At 71.6% G+C, this 21,118-nt stretch carries 16 protein-coding genes; 6 read left to right on the top strand and 10 right to left on the bottom strand.

Going from position 1 to position 21,118, the window contains the following annotated elements:
• Positions 1–50: 50 nt before the first annotated feature.
• On the bottom strand, positions 51–1,499 hold the full coding sequence (gene gnd, locus J2S42_RS15190) for an NADP-dependent phosphogluconate dehydrogenase (protein ID WP_307239683.1): 1,449 nt from the start codon (positions 1,497–1,499) through the stop codon (positions 51–53).
• 395 nt (positions 1,500–1,894) lie between these two features.
• Here gnd and nhaA point away from each other — a divergent pair, with 395 nt between their 5' ends.
• A complete protein-coding gene (gene nhaA / locus J2S42_RS15185; RefSeq protein ID WP_307239681.1) occupies positions 1,895–3,421 on the top strand; it encodes a Na+/H+ antiporter NhaA in 1,527 nt (508 codons plus the stop codon).
• A gap of 660 nt (positions 3,422–4,081) precedes the next feature.
• On the opposite strand, the gene J2S42_RS15180 is transcribed toward nhaA, so the two are convergent.
• Positions 4,082–4,543 carry an Lrp/AsnC family transcriptional regulator gene (locus J2S42_RS15180; protein WP_307239679.1) on the bottom strand — a complete coding sequence of 154 codons (462 nt, stop codon included), beginning with the start codon at positions 4,541–4,543 and terminating at the stop codon, positions 4,082–4,084.
• Between the two features lie 80 nt (positions 4,544–4,623).
• Between J2S42_RS15180 and J2S42_RS15175 the strand changes: the two genes are divergently transcribed.
• Entirely contained in the window at positions 4,624–5,910 is a 1,287-nt protein-coding gene (locus tag J2S42_RS15175; protein WP_307239677.1) for an APC family permease, read from the top strand.
• Between the two features lie 10 nt (positions 5,911–5,920).
• Here the strand turns inward: J2S42_RS15175 and J2S42_RS15170 are convergent, their stop codons facing one another.
• Genes J2S42_RS15170 through J2S42_RS15150 form a run of 5 tightly spaced genes read right to left on the bottom strand, consistent with a single transcriptional unit; the run spans position 5,921 to position 12,807 of the window.
• Positions 5,921–6,418: a DsbA family protein gene (locus tag J2S42_RS15170; protein ID WP_307239675.1), complete on the bottom strand. Its 498-nt coding sequence runs from the start codon at positions 6,416–6,418 to the stop codon at positions 5,921–5,923.
• Between the two features lie 14 nt (positions 6,419–6,432).
• Positions 6,433–6,774 carry a nitrite reductase small subunit NirD gene (gene nirD / locus J2S42_RS15165; RefSeq protein ID WP_307239673.1) on the bottom strand — a complete coding sequence of 114 codons (342 nt, stop codon included), beginning with the start codon at positions 6,772–6,774 and terminating at the stop codon, positions 6,433–6,435.
• Entirely contained in the window at positions 6,771–9,305 is a 2,535-nt protein-coding gene (gene nirB, locus J2S42_RS15160; protein ID WP_307239671.1) for a nitrite reductase large subunit NirB, read from the bottom strand. Before nirB ends, nirD begins: the two co-directional genes overlap by 4 nt.
• The gene (locus tag J2S42_RS15155) at positions 9,302–10,735 is read right to left on the bottom strand and encodes an FAD-dependent oxidoreductase (protein WP_307239669.1); all 1,434 of its coding nucleotides are present in this window, start codon (positions 10,733–10,735) and stop codon (positions 9,302–9,304) included. The genes nirB and J2S42_RS15155 overlap by 4 nt, the downstream gene beginning before the upstream one ends.
• Entirely contained in the window at positions 10,732–12,807 is a 2,076-nt protein-coding gene (locus J2S42_RS15150; RefSeq protein ID WP_307239667.1) for a molybdopterin oxidoreductase family protein, read from the bottom strand. The genes J2S42_RS15155 and J2S42_RS15150 overlap by 4 nt, the downstream gene beginning before the upstream one ends.
• Before the next feature lie 226 nt (positions 12,808–13,033).
• On the opposite strand from J2S42_RS15150, the gene J2S42_RS15145 reads away from it, so the two are divergent.
• On the top strand, positions 13,034–14,407 hold the full coding sequence (locus J2S42_RS15145; RefSeq protein ID WP_307239665.1) for a nitrate/nitrite transporter: 1,374 nt from the start codon (positions 13,034–13,036) through the stop codon (positions 14,405–14,407).
• Between the two features lie 456 nt (positions 14,408–14,863).
• Here J2S42_RS15145 and J2S42_RS15140 read toward each other — a convergent pair whose 3' ends face one another.
• The 3 genes from J2S42_RS15140 to lon all read right to left on the bottom strand — a co-directional run bounded on the left by J2S42_RS15140 (position 14,864) and on the right by lon (position 18,972).
• Positions 14,864–15,727: an NAD(+)/NADH kinase gene (locus J2S42_RS15140; protein WP_307239663.1), complete on the bottom strand. Its 864-nt coding sequence runs from the start codon at positions 15,725–15,727 to the stop codon at positions 14,864–14,866.
• A 14-nt stretch (positions 15,728–15,741) separates the two neighbouring features.
• On the bottom strand, positions 15,742–16,557 hold the full coding sequence (locus tag J2S42_RS15135) for a hypothetical protein (protein WP_307239661.1): 816 nt from the start codon (positions 16,555–16,557) through the stop codon (positions 15,742–15,744).
• A 123-nt stretch (positions 16,558–16,680) separates the two neighbouring features.
• Positions 16,681–18,972 carry an endopeptidase La gene (gene lon / locus J2S42_RS15130; protein WP_307239659.1) on the bottom strand — a complete coding sequence of 764 codons (2,292 nt, stop codon included), beginning with the start codon at positions 18,970–18,972 and terminating at the stop codon, positions 16,681–16,683.
• A 127-nt stretch (positions 18,973–19,099) separates the two neighbouring features.
• Here lon and J2S42_RS15125 point away from each other — a divergent pair, with 127 nt between their 5' ends.
• The 3 genes from J2S42_RS15125 (at position 19,100) to J2S42_RS15115 (ending at position 21,088) form a co-directional block, all read left to right on the top strand.
• On the top strand, positions 19,100–19,909 hold the full coding sequence (locus J2S42_RS15125; RefSeq protein ID WP_307239658.1) for a PDDEXK family nuclease: 810 nt from the start codon (positions 19,100–19,102) through the stop codon (positions 19,907–19,909).
• A gap of 84 nt (positions 19,910–19,993) precedes the next feature.
• Positions 19,994–20,485, top strand: a complete 492-nt coding sequence (locus J2S42_RS15120; protein ID WP_307239656.1) for a restriction endonuclease — start codon at positions 19,994–19,996, stop codon at positions 20,483–20,485.
• Positions 20,486–20,566: 81 nt separating this feature from the next.
• On the top strand, positions 20,567–21,088 hold the full coding sequence (locus J2S42_RS15115) for a restriction endonuclease (RefSeq protein ID WP_307239654.1): 522 nt from the start codon (positions 20,567–20,569) through the stop codon (positions 21,086–21,088).
• The last annotated feature ends 30 nt before the right edge of the window (positions 21,089–21,118 follow it).

Raw genomic sequence — 21,118 nt, 5'->3', positions numbered from 1 at the left:
CTTACCCGTGGACATGAAGGCGGTGTCACTTATGCGAGATCACGCATAGGTCAGGCCGGGGACTCCGACTTGTCGCCCGCCCACTGCGTGTGGAACGAGCCGTCCTTGTCGGTCCGCCGGTACGTGTGCGCGCCGAAGTTGTCGCGCAGGCCCTGGATCAGCGCGGCCGGCAGCCGGTCCCGGCGCAGCGCGTCGTAGTAGGCCAGCGACGATGAGAACGCCGGTGCCGGGATACCCGCGCGCGCAGACGCCGCGACGACCCGCCGCCACGACTCCACGCCGCTCTGCACCGCCTCCGCGAAGTACGGCGCGACCAGCAGCGACGGCAGCTTCGGGTCGGCGTCGTAGGCCTCCCGGATGCGGTTCAGGAAGCGCGCCCGGATGATGCAGCCGCCGCGCCAGATCGTCGCCATCGCGCCCGGGTCGATGCCCCAGTTGTACTCCTCCGAGCCGGCGATCACCTGGTCGAAGCCCTGCGCGTACGCGACCACCTTCGACGCGTAGAGCGCGGCGCGCACGTCCTCGATGAACTGCTCGCGGTCGGTCACCTCGAGCGAGCCGACCGAGGAGCCGAACGCACGCGCCGCGGCCGCGCGCTGGTCCGCGTGGCCGGAGATCGACCGGGCGAACGTGGCCTCCGCGATGCCGGTGATCGGCACGCCCAGGTCGAGCGCTGACTGCACGGTCCAGCGGCCGGTGCCCTTCTGCTCCGCCTGGTCCAGCACGATGTCGACGAAGCCCTTGCCGGTCTCCGCGTCGGTGTGCTTGAGCACCTGCGCGGTGATCTCGATCAGGAACGACTCCAGGTCGCCCTGGTTCCACGTCTCGAAGATCTCGCCGATCTCCGCCGGCGTCGCGTTCAGGCCCTCGCGGAGCAGGTCGTACGCCTCCGCGATGAGCTGCATGTCCGCGTACTCGATGCCATTGTGGACCATCTTCACGAAGTGGCCGGCGCCGTCCGGGCCGACGTGCACGCAGCAGGCCGTACCGTCCACCTTGGCGGAGATCGCCTCGAACATCGGGCCGAGCTTCGCGTACGACTCCTTGGAGCCGCCGGGCATGATGCTCGGGCCGAGAAGCGCGCCCTCCTCACCGCCGGACACGCCCGTACCCACGAAGTGCAGGCCCTTGGCGCGCAGCGCCTCCTCGCGGCGACGGGTGTCGGCGAAGTGCGCGTTGCCGCAGTCGATGACGATGTCGCCCTCTTCGAGCAGCGGGACCAGCTCGTCGATCACCGCGTCGGTCGGGCCGCCGGCCTTGACCATGATGATCACGGCGCGCGGGCGCTCCAGCGACGCGACGAACTCCTCCAGCGTCTCGCCGGGGATGAACGTCCCCTCGTCGCCGTGGTCCGCGACCAGCGTGCGGGTGCGCTCGGGCGAGCGGTTGTGCACCGCGACCGTGAAGCCGTTGCGGGCGAGGTTGCGCGCCAGGTTGCGCCCCATCACGGCAAGGCCGGTGACCCCGATCTGCGCCTTGCCGGTCTTCTCTTCGCTCATCGGATCTCGCTTCTTCTCGTGTGTGCCCGGTCTTCCGGTCCGACTCTGCCACGAATGGGGGCCGTCGTCCGTGTCCCACATCGCATGTGAGACGGCTACCCGGCGGTACGGTCCCGCCCCGGCTCCCGGTTCAGTTCGCCTGTCCTCGGAGCGATCATGAAGCTAAGCTTCCCTCCAGGTAACACTGGAGTTACGCGTGCGGAAAGGCTAAGGCCCCGCTCCGGGGTGCCGATGCTGCCGCCGATCACGACGCCGGAAGGGAGAGCCACATGGCGAAGAAGTCGAAGAAGGACAAGAAGAAGAAGGACAAGAAGAACAAGAAGAAGAAGTGACCTCGCGGACCGGCCGGATCTCCATCCGGCCGGTCGCGCGGTTTTCTGGCTAGGGTGTCCGGCGTGACCGCACCACCACGTCCCGGGCCCGCACTGCGCATCCCCACCCCCCAGCTCAACCCCGCTCTCCGGTCGTTCCTGAGCAACGAGGCCGGCAGCGGCGCCGCGCTGCTCATCGGCACCGTGCTCGCCATCGTCTGGGCGAACTCCCCGTGGTGGGAGTCGTACTTCGCGCTCTGGCACACGCACGTGTCGCTGCACGTCGGCGGCTGGGCGCTGGAGATGGACCTGCACCATGTGATCAACGACGCGCTGATGGCCGTCTTCTTCCTCGTCCTCGGCCTGGAGATCAGTCGCGAGGCGGTCTCCGGCGAGCTGCGCGACCGGCGCACCATGCTGGTCCCCACGCTCGGCGCCATCGGCGGCATGCTCCTGCCGATCGCGATCTTCCTGGCTGTCAACCCGTCCGGCGAGGCCGCGCACGGGTGGGGCGTCGTGATGTCCACCGACACCGCGTTCGTGCTCGGCGTACTCGCGCTCTTCGGCCCACGCTGCCCGGACCAGCTGCGCGTCTTCCTGCTCACGCTGGCCGTGGTCGACGACATCGGCGCGATCGGCGTGCTGGCCGTCTTCTACACCGACACCGTGAAGCTCGGCCCGCTGCTGGTCGCGGCCGTGCTGCTCGGCGTGGTTCTGTTGCTGCGCTGGCTCGGCGTGTGGCGGCTCGCGCCGTACGTGGTGCTCACCATCGCGATGTGGATAGCGGTCTACGAGTCCGGCGTGCACCCCACGCTGGCCGGCGTGCTGATCGGCCTCTCCATCTCGGCGAAACCCGCGCCTCAGGAACAGATCCGGCGCATCCCGCTGTACGGCCGCGCGCTGATGGAGTCGCAGAGCGCGGAACGCGTGCAGCAGGCGATCCTCCAGGCCTCCGCGACGGTCAGCGCCAGCGAACGGATGGAACGGCGGCTGCACCCCTGGTCGGCGTACCTGGTCGTGCCCGCGTTCGGCCTGGCCAACGCGGGCGTCCACCTGACCGGCGAGGTGGTCCGGGACGCGGTGTCGTCACCGCTCACCATCGGCATCGTGATCGCGCTGGTGGCCGGCAACACGATCGGCATCTTCGGCGCCTCGTGGATCGCGCTGCGCACCGGTCTCGGCGTGCTGCCCGGCCGGGTCCGCTACAGCCACCTGCTCGGCGGCGCGGTCCTGGCCGGCATGGGCTTCACCATCTCGCTGTTCATCGCGGAACTCGCGTTCGAGAACGAACAGCTCCGCGACCAGGCGAAGATCGGCATCCTGGCCGGGTCGTTCATCGCGGCCGTGGCCGGCGCCTGGGTGATCCGGTGGATGGGCGAGCGCTCGCCGCTCTGCTCACCGTCCAGCGACGGCCCGCCCGCGCTGCCGCCGCTGCCCTGGGTCGCGCCGGTACCGCCGAACCGGCCGGGCCCGCCGTCCGGCTTCGGTATTCCGTCGGACGTCCGCGACAGCCTGCCGTCGACGACCTCGCCGGACCTGACCGCGACCGTGGCGACGCTCGATCCCGCCGACGCGGCGGCGCGATGCGAGCCGGGGGAGAAGACCGAATAACCCTTTATCTTCCCGCTTCCGGCGTGGGCACTTCCCCAGTGCTCCCGCGGGCACCGGTCCCGCCGTGGTCACCGAAAAACCCCAGCGGCGTGGACCGGTGCCTTCCGCGGTAATGCGGCTCGCGTGGCGGTGCGGCTCGCGTGGCGGTGCGGCTTGCGCGGTGCGGCTCGCGTGGCGGTGCGGCTTGCGCGGTGCGGCTCGCGTGGCGGTGCGGCTCGCGTGGCGGTGCGGCTCGCGTGGCGGTGCGGCTTGCGTGGCGGTGCGGCTTGCGCGGTGCGGCTCGCGTGGCGGTGCGGCTCGCGTGGCGGTGCGGCTCGCGTGGCAGTGCGCCTTCCACGGCAGCCCGCTTTCCACGGGGAATCCGCCTTCGTTGTGGTAACCCGCTCCGTTGCGGCAAGTCGGCTCGCTTGCGGCGGCCCGGGTGCGTTGCGGCAATCGGGCGCTCCGCGCCCGAAATATCGCGATATCTCACCCATGCGGGGGCGACACCGCGAGCGAACGACGCCGCTCAGCCCTGTGTGATCAATCAGTGGAGCGAAAGGGATATCAACTTCGCTAGATGACCTCCTTTTCGCTCCACTGATTGATCACACAGGCTTCGGACGCGCGGCGGATGCGGTCCGGCCGTGGTCACCGAGGAACCGCAGCGGGGCGGACCGGTCAGGGAGCGGTCAGCGGCTCGGGGGTCTGGTTCTGCATCTGCTGGAAGATCATCGACGTGCGGAAGCCGGTGATCTCGCGGCGCTTGCTGAGGCGGTCGAGCAGGAACGCGTGCAGGTGGTCGAGGTCCGGAACCGCCACGTGCAACAGGAAATCGTCGCCACCGGCCAGCACGAACACGCTCAGCACCTCGGTCATCTCGCTGGCCGCGGCCTTGAAAGCGTTGATCACGTCGCGGTTCAGCGGCCGGACCTGCACCGACACCATCGCCTGCACGCCACGGCCGAGCGCGATCGGGTCGATGTCCGCGTGATAGCCGCGGATCACGCCGCGCCGGGTCAGCGACCGGACCCGCTCCAGGCACGTCGACGGCGCGATACCGAGCCGGCGCGCGAGTTCCCGATTGGACAACCGCGCATCCGACTGGAGGAGGCGGATCAGCGCCGAATCTAGTTCGTCCATCCCGTGACTATGGCAGGCGATCTCGGCCGAACGTTCGGTGAGCCAGCTCTACGACGCTCGGAGTGCCTAACTTCGGCCGTATGAAACGGCTCAACATTCGGTACGGAACGGCCATTCTGCTCGGCGGCGTACTCGGCCCCGGCGTTCTCGTCCTGCCGCAGCTCGGCGCGGCGGTCGCCGGCCCGGCCTCGATCCTCGCCTGGGCCGCGCTGCTGCTGCTCAGCGCGCCGGTCGCGATCACGTTCGCGGTGCTCGGCGTGCGCTACCCGGACGGTGGCGGCGTGGCCGCGTTCGCCCGGCGCGCGTTCGGCGACCGTACCGCCGCGGTGGTGGGTGTCTGGTTCTACGGCGTCATCCCGCTCGGCACGTTCGCCGGCGCGCTGGTCGGCGCGGAGGCGGCTGCGGCCGCGCTCGGGCTCGGCCATGGCGTCGCGCTGCTCGCCGCCGTACTGCTGATGGCCGCCGCGTTCGCGGTCAACGCAGCCGGCCTGCGCACCTCCGGCCGCGTGCAGATGTGGCTGCTGACGCTGCTGGTCGGCCTGCTCGGCACCGCGATCGTCACGGCCGGTGACCAGGCGCGGGCCGTGCACTTCATGCCGTTCGCGCCGCACGGTGTCGGCGGCGTGGCCGCCGCGATCGGCGTGCTGCTCTTCGCGTTCGTCGGCTGGGAGGCCGCCAGCCACCTGTCCGCCGACTTCGCCGCAGGCGCCACCGACCGCGACGGCCGCCGCGTCCTGATGCGATCCACCCAAGGCGCGCTCGCCGTCGTCGGCGTGCTCTACCTCGCGCTGGCCGTGGTGACCGTCGGCGTGCTCGGCCCGCGCGCCGCCGAGGCCGGCGCGCTCGGCGCGCTGCTGGAGACCGGCATCGGCCCGGCCGCCCGCCCGATCCTGGCCGTGGCGGCGCTGCTGCTCAGCTTCGGCGGCATCAACACCTACCTGGCCGGTGCCGCCCGCCTCGGCGCCGCACTGGCCCGCGACGGCGTGCTGCCGCGCTGGTTCGCCCGTGGCGGCGAGCCCGGCGCGGTCCCGTTGCGCAGCCTGGCTCTGCTCGCCACGATGAGCGCGGCCTGCGCCGTACCGGTGGTGCTGCTGCATTTCGATCTTGATTTCCTGCTCCGCGTCACCGCCGCCTGCCTCGCCGCGGTCACGTTCGTCGGCGCCGCCGCTGCCACGCGCCTGCTACCGCCCGGCCACGAACACCGCGCGGCCGTCCTCGCCACCGCGCTGTCCGCTCTCGCGGTGGCCTGCTGCGGCGCCTTCCTGCTGGCCCCGGCCGTGCTCGCGGCCCTCACGCTGGCCGGCTCCCGCGGCCGGAAACCCGCCACGCCCCCGCCGACCGAGGCGCTCACGGCTGCGAGACCCTGAGCCGGCGAGTTTAGACGCGGCGGAGGGTGAGGGTGGTGGCGCGGCGGAGGTCGGGGAGTTCGATGCGGCCCTCGTAGGGGGTGTCGTTGATCAGGAGGCTGGGGGTGCCGGCGATGCCGGAGGCGACGCCGGTGGTGTAGTCGTCCTGGACCTTCGGGGCGAACTGCTGGGCGGCCTCGCCGGTGGCCAGTTCCGGGTCGGCGCCGACCGCCTCGGCGTAGTGGCGCAGGAACGCGTCCTCCAGCCGGTCCTGCTTCTTGAACAGCACGTGGTGCATGTCCCAGAAGACGCCGGCGGCGGTGGTCGACTCGGCGGCGAGCGCGGCGGTCAGCGCGTACTCGTGGATCTCGAAGAGCGGGAAGTTCCGGAAGATCAGGCGGATCTGACCGTCGGACTCCTCCACGAGCCGGCGCAGGACCGGAGCCGCGCCCGCGCAGTAGGGGCACTGGTAGTCGCCGTACTCCAGCACCGTCACCGGCGCGTCCACGTTCCCGTACACATGGTCCATGCGCCCCATCTTGGTCAGTGCACCGCCACCTCGACAACCGAGGCGTCCGTCACCCGCACGGGGTAGGCCGGCAGGTGCACGCCCGGCACGTCCAGGCAGTCGCCGGTGCGCAGGTCGTAGACCTGCTTGTGCAGCGGCGACGCCACGGTCGGGGTGTCGCCGCGGCTGCCGACGATGCCGCGGGACATCACGTACGCGCCGGAGATCGGGTCCTGGTTGCCGACCGCGTAGATCTCGCCGTCCGACGTGCGGAACAGCGCGATCTGCACGCCGTCGACCAGGGCGGCGATGCCGCGGTCCGGTTCCAGGCGGTCGACCGGGCAGATCGTGACGAAGGTCTGTACGTCGAGGATCATGCGAGGCTCCCCTCGGAGGTGACGGCCGGCATGCCGAGCAGCACCGGCTGGCGATGGGCGGAGTCGTCGGCGACGGGGACCGGCTGCCCGCGCTCGACCGTGAAACTGATCGACGGGTCGGGCGCGTCCGGCGCGTTGACGAACGAGACGAACCGGGCGAGCCGGTCCGGGTCGTCGAGCGTCGCCGCCCACTCGTCCGCATAATTCGTGACATGCCGTGCCATGGCCTCGTCCAGCTCCGCGCAGAGACCGAGCGAGTCGTGCACGATCACGTCGCGCAGGTGGTCGAGCCCGCCGTCCAGCGATTCGATCCAGGCCGCGGTTCGCTGCAGCCGGTCCGCGCTGCGGATGTAGAAGATCAGGAACCGGTCGATCGTGCGGACCAGTTCCTCCGTGGTCAGGTCGGTGGCGAACAGGTCCGCGTGCCGGGGCCGGAAGCCGCCGTTGCCGCCGACGTAGAGGTTCCAGCCGTTGTCCGTGGCGATGATGCCGAAGTCCTTGCTGCGCGCCTCCGCGCACTCCCGGGCGCACCCGGACACCGCGGACTTCAGCTTGTGCGGTGAGCGCAGCCCGCGATAGCGCAGCTCCAGCGCGACCGCGAGGCCGACCGAGTCCTGCACGCCGTACCGGCACCAGGTCGAGCCGACGCACGACTTGATGGTGCGCAGCGACTTGCCGTACGCGTGCCCGCTCTCGAACCCGGCGTCGACCAGCCGCTTCCAGATCAGCGGCAGCTGCTCCACCCGCGCGCCGAACATGTCGATCCGCTGCCCGCCGGTGATCTTGGTGTACAGGTTGAAGTCGCGCGCCACCTCGCCGATCACGATCAGCTTCTCCGGCGTGATCTCACCGCCCGGGATGCGCGGCACCACCGAATACGTACCGTTGCGCTGGATGTTGGCGAGGAAGTGGTCGTTGGTGTCCTGCAGCGAGGCCTGCTCGCCCTCGAGTACGTAACCGGTGTTCAGCGAGGCCAGGATCGACGCCACGGCCGGCTTGCAGATGTCGCAGCCCCGGCCCCGGCCGAACTCGGCGAGCAGCGCGGAGAACGACCGGATGTTGCGCACCCGGACGATGTCGAACAGTTCCTGCCGCGAGTGGTCGAAGTGCTCGCACAGCGCCTTCGACTGCTCCACGCCCTCGAGCGTCAGGAGCTGTTTGAGCATCGGTACGCAGGACCCGCAGCTCGTCCCGGCCCGCGTGCACGCCTTGATCGCCGGTACGTCCGCGCAGCCCTGCTCGTGGATCGCGGAGACGATCTGGTCCTTGGTGACCGCGTTGCACGAGCAGACCTGCGCCGCGCCCGGCAGCGCGGCCAGCCCGGCACCCGGGTCGACGTCCGCACCGGCCGGTGCGAGCAGCGTCAGCGGGGGAGCGGACAGCTCCAACCCCACACCGGCGCGCAGCGTCGGGTAGGACGTCGCGTCGCCGACCAGCACGCCGCCGAGCAGTGTCTTCGCGTCGTCGGAGAGCACCAGCTTGGCATAGACCCGGGTGGCCGGGTCGGTGAACGTCACGTCCAGGCAGCCCTCGGTCGCGCCGTGCGCGTCACCGAACGAGGCCACGTCCACGCCGAGCAGCTTCAGCTTGGTCGACATGTCCGCGCCCGGGAACGTGGCCGCGCCGCCGAGCAGCCGGTCCGCGACCACCTCGGCCTGCGCGTACCCGGGGGCGACCAGGCCGTAGCAGACCCCGTCGACGGCCGCGCACTCGCCGACCGCGTAGACGTCCGCGACCTCGGTCGTGCAGGTCGCGTCGACCAGGATGCCGCCCCGGGCGCCGACGGGCAGGCCGGCCGCGCGCGCCAGGTCGTCGCGGGGCCGGATGCCGGCCGCCACGATCACCATGTCCGCCTTGACCACCGCGCCGTCGGACAGGCTCAGGCTCGCCACCGCGCCGTCGTCGCCGGCGTTGAGCGCCGTCGTCCCGGTCCCGGTGTGGACGGTCACGCCCAGGTCCTCGACGTAGCGGCGGAGCATCGCGCCACCGGCCTCGTCGACCTGCACCGGCATCAGCCGCGGCGCGAACTCGATCACGTGGGTGGACAGCCCGAGCAGCCGCATCGCGTTCGCGGCCTCCAGCCCGAGCAGGCCACCGCCGATCACCGCGCCGACGCTGCGGCCGGCCGCGTAGGAGCGGATCGCCTCCAGGTCGTCCAGCGTCCGGTAGACGAACACGCCCGGCAGGTCCTTGCCCGGCACCGGTGGCACGAACGGGTACGAACCGGTCGCGAAGACCAGCGCGTCGTAGGCGTAGGTCCCGGCGGCCGTGGTCACCACCCGCGCCGCCGTGTCCACCGCCAGCGCCGGTTCACCCAGCCGCAGGTCCACCCCGGAGTCCGGGGTGTGCAGGTTCAGGTCCTCGGCGGAGGAGCCGTCGAAGAACGCGGAGAGCTTCACCCGGTCGTACGCGGGCCGGCTCTCCTCGGCCAGCACCGTGACCGACCACTCGGCCGCGGTGTCCCGGGCCCGCACCGCCTCGACGAGCCGCTGCCCGACCATCCCGTTGCCGATGATCACTAGCCGCTTCATGCCAGAACCTCCGAGGCAGGGCTGTCCACGGCGGACAGCCAATCGACGATGCCGCAGACCGCGTCCCTGCAGGTCCCGCAGCCGGTGGTGGCGCGCGTCGCGGCGACCACGTCGCCGACCGAGCGGGCACCGGACCGCCAGCAGCGCACCAGCGCGCCCTTGCTGACGTTGTTGCACTGACAGACCGTGGCCGCGTCCGGCATCAGCGCCGGTGACTCGGCCACCGTGACCGGTGCGGCACCGAGCGCGCGGCCGAGCAGCAGCGCCCGGCGGTCGCTCGGCACCGGCGTACCGCGGTCGAACAGCTGGATGACGGTGCCGATCGCCGGGTTGTCGCCCAGCATGATCGCCCCGGCCAGCCGGTCCCCGTCGATCACCAGCCGCGCGTACGTGCCGCGCGCCGGATCCGCGAACGTGAGCTCCTCCGGCCCGTCCAGCGCGCCCATCGCGGCCAGGTCGATGCCGGTCGCCTTGAGCCGGGTCACCACGGCCGGTGGCCGGTAGATCGCGTCCGGGTCCTCGCCGGTCAGCCGTGCCGCCACCACGCGCGCCTGCTCCCAGGCCGGTGCGACCAGCCCGCCGGTGACGCCGTCGTGCTCCGCGCAGTCCCCGATCGCGCTGATCGCCGGGTCACTCGTGCGCATCGCGTCGTCGACCAGCACGCCGCGGCGCACCGCGAGCCCGGCCGCGCGCGCCAGCCCGGTCTCGGCGCGTACGCCGCACGCGAGCACCAGCAGGTCGGCCGCCAGCTCCCGGCCGTCGCTCAGGGCCAGCCGCACGCCGTCCGCGTCGCTGTGCACCGCGGTCGTCTCCGCGCCCATGACGCAGGAGATGCCAAGACCTTCGAGGGTACGGGTGAGCACGCCGCTCGCCCCGGTGTCGATCTGCCGGTTCATCAGCCGGTCCACCGCGTGCACCACGCGCACGGACAGCCCTCGCGCGGTGAGCCCGCGTGCCGCCTCCAGCCCGAGCAGCCCACCGCCGAGCACGATCGCGGTCCGCGCGGTCTCCGCCACGGCCAGGATCCGCCGGCAGTCGTCCAGCGTCCGGAACACCGCGATCCGGCCGGGCAGGACACCGTCCCCGGCCAGTCCGGGCACGTCCGGAATGATCGCCTCGCCGCCGGTGGCCAGCACCAGGTGGTCGTACGGATGCACCTCGCCGCACGCGGTGGTGACGGTCCGCGCCTCGCGGTCGATCCCGGTCACGGTGGCGCCGGGGCGTACGTCCACGCCGTGCCCGGCCGCCTCGGTGATCTCCACGTCCGCCTCGCCGACCTTGCCGGCCAGCAGGTTCGACAGCATGATCCGGTTGTAGGCGCGGTGCTGTTCCGCGCCCAGCACGGTGACCTTCACGTCCGCCTCGCGCGCCCGCAGCTCCGCGGCGAGGCGGGAACCGGCCATGCCGTACCCGACGATCGTGACTCTCATCCGAAGGCCCTTTCCACGCGGACCGCGCAGACCTTGAACTCCGGCATGCGGGAGGTCGGGTCGAGCGCGTCGTTGGTGAGCGAGTTCGCCCGGCCCGCACCGGCCCAGTGGAACGGCATGAACACCGTGTCCGCCCGGATCGCGTCGCTGAGCCGGGCCGGTGCCGTGACCTCGCCGCGTCGCGAGGTGACGGTCAGCGATTCCCCGTCCGCGACGCCGAGACGTGCGGCCAGGTCCGGGTGCAGCTCGACGAACGCGTGCGGCGCGGCCCTGCGCAGCGCGCCGACCCGCCGGGTCTGCGTGCCGGACTGGTACTGCGCCAGCACCCGCCCGGTGGTCAGGTAGAGCGGGTAGTCCGCGCACGGCTCCTCGGCCGCGGCCCGGTGCTCGACCGCGACCATCCGGGCCCGGCCGTCCGGCGTGCCGAAGCGCTCCGCGAACATCCGCGGTGTGTCCGGCCCGTCGGTGTCCGGGCACGGCCAGAAGACGCCGTCGTGCGCGTCGATCCGCTCCCAGGTGACACCGGCGTAGTCCGCGACGCCGCCCGCGCTGGCCCGGCGCAGCTCGCCGAAGACCTCGGCCGGGTCCGCCGGGAAGCCCCGCTCGGTGCCCAGCCGCGTCGCCAGGTCGTGCAGGATCTCCAGGTCGGTGCGGGCCTGACCGGGCGGGCGGCGGATCGCGTGCCGGCGCAGCACCCGGCCCTCCAGGTTCGTCATGGTGCCGTCCTCCTCGGCCCACATCGCGGTGGGCAGCACCACGTCCGCCAGCGCGGCCGTCTCGGACAGCAGGAAGTCCGCGACGACCAGGAACTCCAGGCTCCTGATCCGCTCGGTGACCCGGCCGGCGCGCGGCGCGGAGACCACCGGGTTCGACCCGAACAGCAGCATCGCCTTCGGCCCGGCCTCGGTGCCCAGCGCGTCCAGCAGCTCGTAGGCGGAGACGCCCGGACCGGGCAGCGACGCCGGGTCCACGCCCCAGACGCCGCCGACGTGCGCGCGGGCCGCCGGGTCGTCGATCTTGCGGTAGCCGGGGAGCTGGTCCGCCTTCTGCCCGTGCTCGCGACCGCCCTGCCCGTTGCCCTGCCCGGTCAGGCAGCCGTAGCCGGAACCGGGCCGGCCGGGCAGCCCGAGCGCGAGCGCCAGGTTGATGAACGCGGTGACCGTGTCCACGCCCTTCGCGTGCTGCTCGGCGCCGCGCGCGGTCAGGATGATCACGCGCTCGCCACCGGCCAGTGCCCGCGCGGTCCGTTCCAGATCAGCCACGGGTACGCCGGTCAGCCGCTCGACCCGGGCCGGCCAGTAGTTCGCCACGGTCCGGCGCACGTCGTCGAAGCCGGTGGTGCGCTCCGCCAGGTAGTCCTTGTCCAGCAGGCCCTCGGTGAGCGCGATGTGCAGCAGCGCGTTCGCGATCGCCAGGTCGGTGCCGGGGGTCGGCTGCAGGTGCAGCGTGGCCTGCTTCGCGGTCGGCGTGGCACGCGGGTCGACCACGATCAGCGTGCCGCCGCGCGCCTTCTGGTCGGCCAGCCAGCGGCCGAACGGCGGCATCGTCTCGGCCACGTTCGCGCCGACCAGCAGCAGCGTGTCCGCGCTGCCCACGTCCTCGAGCGGGAACGGCAGGCCGCGGTCGATGCCGAACGCGCGGATGCCGGCCGCGGCCGCGGACGACATGCAGAACCGGCCGTTGTAGTCGATGTTGCGGGTGCGCAGCGCGACGCGGGCGAACTTGCCGAGCGCATACGACTTCTCGTTGGTCAGCCCGCCTCCGCCGAACACGGCCACGGCGTTCTCGTCGTACCGCCGCTGGATGCTCTTGATCGTGGAAGCGACCAGCGTGAGCGCTTCGTCCCAGGTGGCCGGCTGGAGTTCGCCGTCTCGCCGGACGAGCGGCGTGCGCAGACGCTCGGGGTGGTCCAGGAGGTCGGCGGCGGTCCAGCCCTTCTGGCAGAGGCCGCCCCGGTTGGTGGGGAACTCGCGAGGCTCGACCGAGATGAGATCATCGGCGCGGCGCAGCGTCATGCCGCACTGCAGTGCGCAGTACGGACAGTGCGTTTCAACGCGGTCGCCATCGGTCATGTACGGAAGCGTCGCCACCCGGGATTTCCCGTCCGGGTCTCTCCCGTGTCGGTCGTGTCAACTGGCTCTCACCGCGGCCCCGACCCGATGGTGAACTCACTTCCGCAGGTCAGGCCCGGTTAGACCGACGTTGCAGGCCTGACTCACGACTCGAACTCCGGAGAAATCCCGGCTACCTACGTTTCGGTGTGTTGCTGATCCTTCACGGCTGAAACCGGAGTCGATCATGAGCACCGCGACGACGATTGCACCCACTGACACGATCGCCGCAGCGGCGCGGCGGCACGGACGCTGGATCGACGACTGGCGGCCGGAGGACCCGGACTTCTGGGCGAACGGCGGCGCGAAGATCGCCCGCCGGAACCTGATCTTCTCGATCTTCTCCGAGCACATCGGCTTCTCCATCTGGACGCTCTGGTCCGTGCTGGTCCTCTTCCTCGGTCCCGCCTACGGCATCGACCCGGCGCAGAAGTTCCTGCTCACCGCCGCACCGGCCGCGCTCGGCTCGGTGGTGCGGCTGCCCTACACGTTCGCGGTCGCCACGTTCGGCGGCCGGAACTGGACGATCATCAGCGCGCTGCTGCTGCTGATCCCGGCCGGGCTGGCCGCGTTCCTGATCCAGCCGGGCGTCTCGTACACCACGCTGTTGATCATCGCGTGCGTGGCCGGTGTCGGCGGCGGCAACTTCGCGTCCTCGATGGCGAACATCAACGCGTTCTACCCGCAGCGGCTCAAGGGCTGGGCGCTCGGCCTGAACGCGGGCGGCGGCAACCTCGGCGTGGCCGTGGTGCAGCTGGTCGGCCTCGCAGTGCTGGCCACGGCCGGTGCCGGACGGCCCGGCCTGATCGCCGGCATCTACATCCCGCTGATCGTGGTCGCCGCGGTCGCGTCCGCGCTCTACATGGACAACCTGACCGTGGCATCGAACGAGAAGGGCGCGCTGCGCGAGGTCAGCCGCGACCCGCACACCTGGATCATGTCGGTGCTCTACATCGGCACGTTCGGGTCGTTCATCGGCTTCGGGTTCGCGTTCGGCCAGGTGCTCCAGGTGCAGTTCAAGGACTCGTTCAGCACGCCGGTCGAGGCCGCGTACCTGACGTTCCTCGGCCCGCTGCTCGGCTCGCTGATCCGGCCGATCGGCGGCGCGCTCGCGGACCGGTTCGGCGGCGCGTTCGTGACCATGCTCAACTTCGCCGCGATGGGCGCCGGTGCGGCCGTCGTGCTGTACGCGTCGACCGCCCGCTCGCTGCCGCTCTACCTGGTCGGCTTCGTGCTGCTGTTCGTCTTCTCCGGCGTCGGGAACGGCTCCACGTACAAGATGATCCCGGCGATCTTCAAGGCGAAGAGCACGCTGAGCGACGCGCCCCCGGAGATCGCCGAGGCCCGCGCGCGCCGCCTCTCCGGCGCGCTGATCGGCATCGCTGGCGCGATCGGCGCGTTCGGCGGCGTGCTGGTCAACATCGCGTTCCGCCAGTCCTTCCTGACCACCGGCTCGGCCGAGGCGGCCTACCTCGCGTTCATCGCCTACTACGCGCTCTGCCTCGCCGTCACCTGGTTCGTCTACCTCCGCCCGTCCCCGAGCCGCCTCGCCGGCGTCTGACCACACACCCGGCCCGGGTGCCTCTCTCCCTGCGAAGGCGGCCCCGGGCCGGACCACATGCGCATTCTTGGTCTTCCCGCTTCCGGCGTGGTCACGTTCCGAGTGCTCCCGCGGGCAAACCTCGCCGGGCGGCAAGACTCCGCTGGCGGTAAGTATTGGTGGTGGGTCCCCGTGCTGGCCGGTCTGACTCGTCCGCTGGCTGACTTCGGGTCGGCGGTCAAAGTCGCCAGTTGACTGCCACAACGCATCGGTCAATGAGCCTTTCCGCTTTTGCGGCCGCTCCGCAGCGCCTGCGTGAAGGTCAACGCGTCGGGCCGCGAACGCCGTCGGCCGCGAACGCCGTCGGCCGCGAACGCCGTCGGGCCGCGAACGGCGTCGGGCCGCGAACGGCGTGCGGCAGGCGCGGCTCGAGACCACGGCGGAAGAGGGAAGATCCGCTGTTGGAGGGTTGGCTTCTCAGTCGACCTCGGCGGAGCCGTTGACGCGGAGTTTGCGGCGGGCGCGTTCGTAGAACGTGGTGCGGCCGAGGCGGACCACGTTGGCGGCGGCCCGGCGGGCGCTGACGCAGATCTGGTCGCCGGGCTTGAGACGGCCGGAGATGATGCCGTCCACCTCGAGCGCCAGCTCGCCGCTGCTCGGCAGCAGGTCGAGCACGACCTCCTCGTCCGCGGAGAGCACCAGCGCGCGGTTGAAGCTGGAGTGCGCGGACGACGGCACGACCAGGAAACCCTCGACGGTGGGGGAGACGATCGGGCCGCCGGCCGCGAAGCTGTACGCGGTGGAACCGGTCGACGTGGCCACGATGACCGCGTCCGCGGCGTACCGCACGAACGGCGCGCCCTGTACCGAGATCGCCACGCCGGCCATGCCCTCGCCGGGCACCCGGGCCAGCGCGATGTCGTTGAACGCGGTCACCTCGGAGCCGTCCGGCAGCAGCGTGCGGATCGCCATCCGGGACTCGACCGTGAAGTCGTGCCCGTCGATCCGGGACAGCGTCTCGGGCAGCTCGTCAACGTCGATCTCGGCGAGGAAGCCGAGCCGGCCCAGGTTCACGCCGAGCACCGGCGTGCTGCGCCCGGCGGACAGCCGCATGCTGCGCAGCATGGTGCCGTCGCCGCCGAGACTGACCAGCAGGTCGGACCGGTCGAGCAGCTCCACCTCGCCGGCCGGGACCGCGCTGCAGTCGATGCGCGCTATCTCGTCCGGCAGCCCCAGCACGGTCACACCGCGGGCGCGTGCCCACTCGACGATCGTGTCTATCGCGATTTTCGAGTCGCGTTGCGGGTGCAGCACCAACCCGACGGTGTGAACCATGCCCATGGCCACGATGGTATTTACTTCCGGACCGTCACGGCGTCGTAGGCCACGACCTCGTTGCGCGAGCCGGTCGCGGGCACGACGGCCTTCCACGTACCCGATGCGGTGGCTTTGATCGTGGCGCGGTAGGCGCCCTTGGCGTTCGTGGTCACGGTCGCCTTCCGGGTCCAGGCTGACGAGCCGTCCGCCTTGAACCAGATCTGCACCTTCGTGTTCGCCGCGGCCTTGCCGTCCGTGCTGAAGACGCCCTTCGCGGTGAGCGTCGCACCCTTCCGGGCCGGCTCCGGCGTGGCGTTCAGCGTCACGGACGCCGGGCGCTTGACCGTGTACGCGCCGTTCACCACGTTGGTGCGGTAGAACGTGAGGTCCGGGTCGTCCAGGCCGGTGCCGGTGACGTAGGCGCCGTACAGCTCCGTGCGGTACGTGCCGGCCGGGTCCGTGCCGCAGACCGGCAGGTCGCCCTCCCAGGTGGTGCCGCCGCTGTTGGTCAGGATCACGGCGTCGTAGATCGCGCCGTTGCGCCGGATGTCCACGCCGACCGCGGACGCGAACACGTTCTCCGTCGGCAGCGGACCACTGAGCGTGGCGGTGATGTGCGCGCGGTTCGCGCACTTCTCGGTGGACCTCAGCGTGAACGCGGTCTTGCTGAACTTGACCGACGTCACGCTGACGCTCGCCGGGTTCCAGTCCCAGGACGGCTCGTCGACGGTCTCCTGCGCGAAGACCACGCCGGCGGGCGCGGCCGCGGCCGGTGCGGCGATGCCGAGCGCGGGGGCGATGGCGACGGTGGCGGCCAGGACGGGGGTGAGCATCCGGCGGCGAAGGTTCTGCATGCGGTTTTCCCAGGGGTTCTCAGCGGGTCTGTCGCTGAGAATTAGGCGGGTGACCGGTTGCGGAACGGGTGCGGACACGGTGCGGCCCGGGTGCGTGAGAAAGCACCCGGGCCGCCCGTTCCGCTAAGCCGCGGCCGGCACGGCCTCCGCGGCCGCCGGTCGCAGCGCGATCTCCAGCACGTCGGCCACGTCGGCGAGCGCGTGAATGGTCAGCTGCTGGCGGATCTCCGCCGGCAGGTCGTCCAGATCCGGCTCGTTGCGCGCCGGGATGATCACCTCGGTGAGCCCGGCCCGGTGCGCGGCCAGCAGCTTCTGCTTGACGCCGCCGATCGGCAGCACCCGCCCGGCCAGCGTGACCTCACCGGTCATGCCCACCTCGGGACGTACCGGACGGCCGGACGCCAGCGACGCGAGCGCGGTGACCATGGTGATGCCCGCGCTCGGCCCGTCCTTCGGCACCGCACCGGCCGGTACGTGCAGGTGCAGGCGCCTGCCGTCGAGCGGCGCGGCCAGGTCGTGCGAGCGCAGGTAGGAGAGTGCGATCTGCGCGGACTCCTTCATCACGTCGCCGAGCTGGCCGGTGAGCGTCAGCCCGCCCTCGCCCGGCATCGCGGTGGCCTCGATGAACAGCACGTCGCCACCGGCACCGGTGACCGCGAGACCGGTGGCCACGCCCGGCACCGCCGTGCGCTCCGCCGACTCGAAGAAGAACCGCGGCCGGCCGAGGAACTCCGTGAGGTTGGTACCGGACACCGCGACCCGGTCGTTCCGGACCGCCACCTTGCGCAGCACCTTGGCCAGCGCGCGCTCCAGCTGCCGGACGCCGGCCTCCCGGGTGTACTCGACCGCGATCTTCGACAGTGCATCGTCCGTGATGGTGACGTCGTCGGTGGTCAGGCCCGCGCGGTCGAGCTGCCGCGGCCACAGGTGGTCGCGGGCGATCGACACCTTCTCGCTCTCGGTGTAGCCGTCCAGCGTGACCAGCTCCATCCGGTCCAGCAGCGGGCCGGGGATGGACTCCACCACGTTCGCGGTGGCGAGGAACAGCACGTCCGAGAGGTCCAGGTCGACCTCCAGGTAGTGATCCCGGAACGTGTGGTTCTGCGCCGGGTCCAGCACCTCCAGCAGCGCGGCGGCCGGGTCACCGGCGTACCCGGCGGAGATCTTGTCGATCTCGTCGAGCAGCACCACCGGGTTCATCGAACCGGCCTCGCGGATCGCGCGGACGATCCGGCCGGGCAGCGCGCCCACGTAGGTGCGCCGATGGCCGCGGATCTCCGCCTCGTCCCGGATGCCGCCGAGCGAGACGCGGACGAACTTCCGGCCGAGCGCGCGGGCGACGGACTCGCCCAGCGAGGTCTTGCCGACGCCGGGCGGGCCGGCCAGCGCGAGCACCGCGCCGGAGCCACGGCCGCCGACCACGTGCAGGCCGCGGGCCGCGCGCCGGTTCCGTACCGCCAGGTATTCGAGGATGCGGTCCTTGACGTCGTCCAGGCCCGCGTGGTCCGCGTCCAGGACGGCGCGCGCCTCGGTCAGGTCGGTGTTGTCCTCCGTCGTGACGTCCCACGGCATCTCCAGCACCGTGTCCAGCCAGGTGCGGATCCAGCCGGACTCCGGCGACGCGTCGCTGGCCCGCTCCAGGCGGCCCACCTCGCGCATCGCGGCCTCGCGGACCTTCTCCGGCAGGGTGGCCTCTTCCACCCGGTTCCGGTAGTCGCCCGCGCCCTCCGGCTCGTCCTCGCCCAGCTCCTTGCGGATGGCGGCGAGCTGCTGGCGGAGCAGGAAGTCGCGCTGAGTCTTCTCCAGTCCCTCGCGTACCTCGGAATTGATCTTCTCGCTGACCTCCTCCTCGGCCTGGTGCTCCTTGATCCAGGTGACCAGCAGCTCCAGCCTGGCGGTCAGGTCGGTCTCGTCGAGCAGCTTGCGCTTCTGCTCCACCGACATCCACGGCGAGTAGCCGGAGGAGTCGGCGATCTCGTGCAGGTCGGTCATCCGCTCGACCGCGTCGATCACCTGCCACGCGCCGCGCTTCTGTAGCTGCGCGCGGACCAGCGCCTTGTATTCCCGGGCCAGCTCCCGGGTCTTCCCGGTCGCGGGCGAATCCTCGATCTCGGTGGACTCCACCCAGAGCGCCGCGCCCGGGCCGGACACGCCGGAGCCGATGCGCGCGCGGTGCAGCCCGCGGATCACGGCCACCGGCTCGCCGCTCGGCAGCCGGCCGACCTGTTCGATCACGGCCACGGTGCCGACCGGGCCGTAGACGCCGTCGATCCGGGGAACGGCCAGCACCCGCTTGTCACCGCTGGTCCGGGCCGCGTCCACGGCGGCCTGGGTGGCGGAGTCGAGCTCCACCGGGGTAACCATGCGGGGGAGCAGTACGTCGTCGGTCAACGGCAGTACGGGAAGTGTGGCCATCGGACACCCCAATCTTGAGCCTGTCCGACTCAACCTCGCCCACCGTGTCCGTCTTCCCGTGAGTGACCCGCGACACGACGTCCGGCGGACCCCGTGTTTCCGGTCCGGGTCCCTACAGTGGTGGGTCATGAGCACCCCGTCACCGCTGCGCCCGGTCGCCACCGCGGAGGAGCAGCTCTTCGCGCGCGGCCGCTGGGTCGTCCAGCCTGACCGAAGGCTCAGCCAACTGGTCGCGCGCCGGCCCGAGGGCGTCAGCCCGAACCAGTGGAACACCGCGTTGCGCACCCGGTGCGACTTCGTCGCGCTCGACCCGGGCACCCGGCTGCCGGTGTTCGCGGCCGAGTTCGCCGACCCGGCCGGTACGGACGAGCGGCTGGACCGCATGCTGGCCACCGTGTGCGGCACGATCGGCCTGGAATGGCTGCGCGTGGTCTCGCCGATCCTCGGCGCCACGCAGGCGCGACGGGTCGTCGAGTACCTGCTGGACGCGCGCGCGTTCCGGGACGCCTCCGGCTCCGGTTTCCGGGACATCGTCGGCCGGCTCCCCGACGGCCGGGACGGCTTCGTCAACGATCTGAGCGCGCTGGCCCGCGCGGCCGCGGTGGACGCTTACGTCGGCCGCGACCTGGCCGACCCGATCATCCGCGGCCTGCACGTCACCGCGCCGGGCGGCGTCGCCGAGGGCTGGGCCTGGGTCGAGTTGCCCGAGGGCCGTCACCTGCTGGAACGCGTCCGGATCGTGCCGCACGGCTTCGACTGCGGCATCGCGCTCGATCGCCTCGCCGAGGACCTGGCCGCACTCGCCGTCGGCGAACGCCTCAAGCGGCTGGAGACCACGCCGCCGGTCTGGCTCAGCCGCGACGACCTGGTGCGGGCGTACGACCGCCTTCAGGCCCGGCACCCGGCGCTGAACTCACCGTTCTTCGTGCCGCTGTAGACCGCCGGGTTACGGGTCCGCCGTGTGGGCGTTGTCGCACAATCTGGGCGACGCTCACCCAAAGCCCGCTCATAGTTTCGCAGGGTGACCGTCTTCGACCTCTTTTCGTGCGTTTCACCGCTCCAGCGGTACGAATTGTCCATCACGCGGCTTCTCTCCAGCTTCGACGGCCACGCCGAGGTGGCGGTGAACGGACGGGTGCCGGGCGTGCTCAGCGGATCGCCGCGACAGGTCGATCTGCTGGTGCGTGGACGGGTGTTCGGCGCGGGCGTGACGGTGGCCGTGGAGTGCCGGCAGGCCCGTAGGGCTGCGGACGTGGGTGTGGTCGAGCGGTTCGTCGGCAAGCTGCTGGACGTGGACGCGGACCGGGGCGTGCTCTACTCGCGATCCGGCTTCACCCGGTGTGCCCGTGCGCGGGCCGCGGCGGCGCGCTGGCCCGCGGTGATGGCGGTGTCGCTGGGCGGCGGGCCGCGGATCCCGCGGCCACGGCGCGAGGTGGACCCGCTGCCGCCGCACGGCGTGGACGAGATCACCGAGGCGGACTTCGCGCTGTTCCTGTGGCGCTGCGCCGACTGATGACAACATTCTCCGAAATTATCGACAAAGACGCACAATTTGGGCGATGAGCCCACCCGCTCCACCCGTACGCTCAAAGTTGTGTACCCAGCGGATGCGGAACTGCCGCCGGACCCCGACGAAGAGCCCGACTCGCTCCGTCGCCTGACGCTCTTCGACGCCTCGATCAGCCGGCTGCTCGGTGGCTTCGAGCCACCCGTCGAGGTCGGATACAACCGTCGCGTGGAGGGCCGGCTCAGCCGGTCGTTACGCCGCGTCGACGTCCTGGTGCGGGGCCCCGTGCTGGGTGTACGGGTGACCGCCGCGATCGAGTGCGTGCAGCGGCGGCGCCGGCCGGTGGACGTCGGCGCGGTCGACCGGTTCGTCGGCAAGCTGCTCGACATCGGCGCGGACCGTGGCGTGATCTACTCCTGCACCGGCTTCACCGACCGCGCCCGGGCCCGCGCCGCGCACGCGCAGAGCCCGCCGGTGATGGCGATCACGCTCGGCGACGGCCGGATGGTGCGCGACGGCCTGCCGCCGCACGACTCCGCCGACGTCGACCAGGCGGACTTCGCGCTCTTCCTGCGCCTGGGCGGCACCGCGGACCTGTGGACCCCCTGATCGGGCGAAGGACGGACAACCGGGGCGACA

This window comes from Catenuloplanes indicus, assembly GCF_030813715.1.
Taxonomy (GTDB): domain Bacteria; phylum Actinomycetota; class Actinomycetes; order Mycobacteriales; family Micromonosporaceae; genus Catenuloplanes; species Catenuloplanes indicus.
The sequence above is the reverse complement of the archived record's forward strand: the minus strand, read 5'-3'. Positions and strand labels throughout refer to the sequence as shown.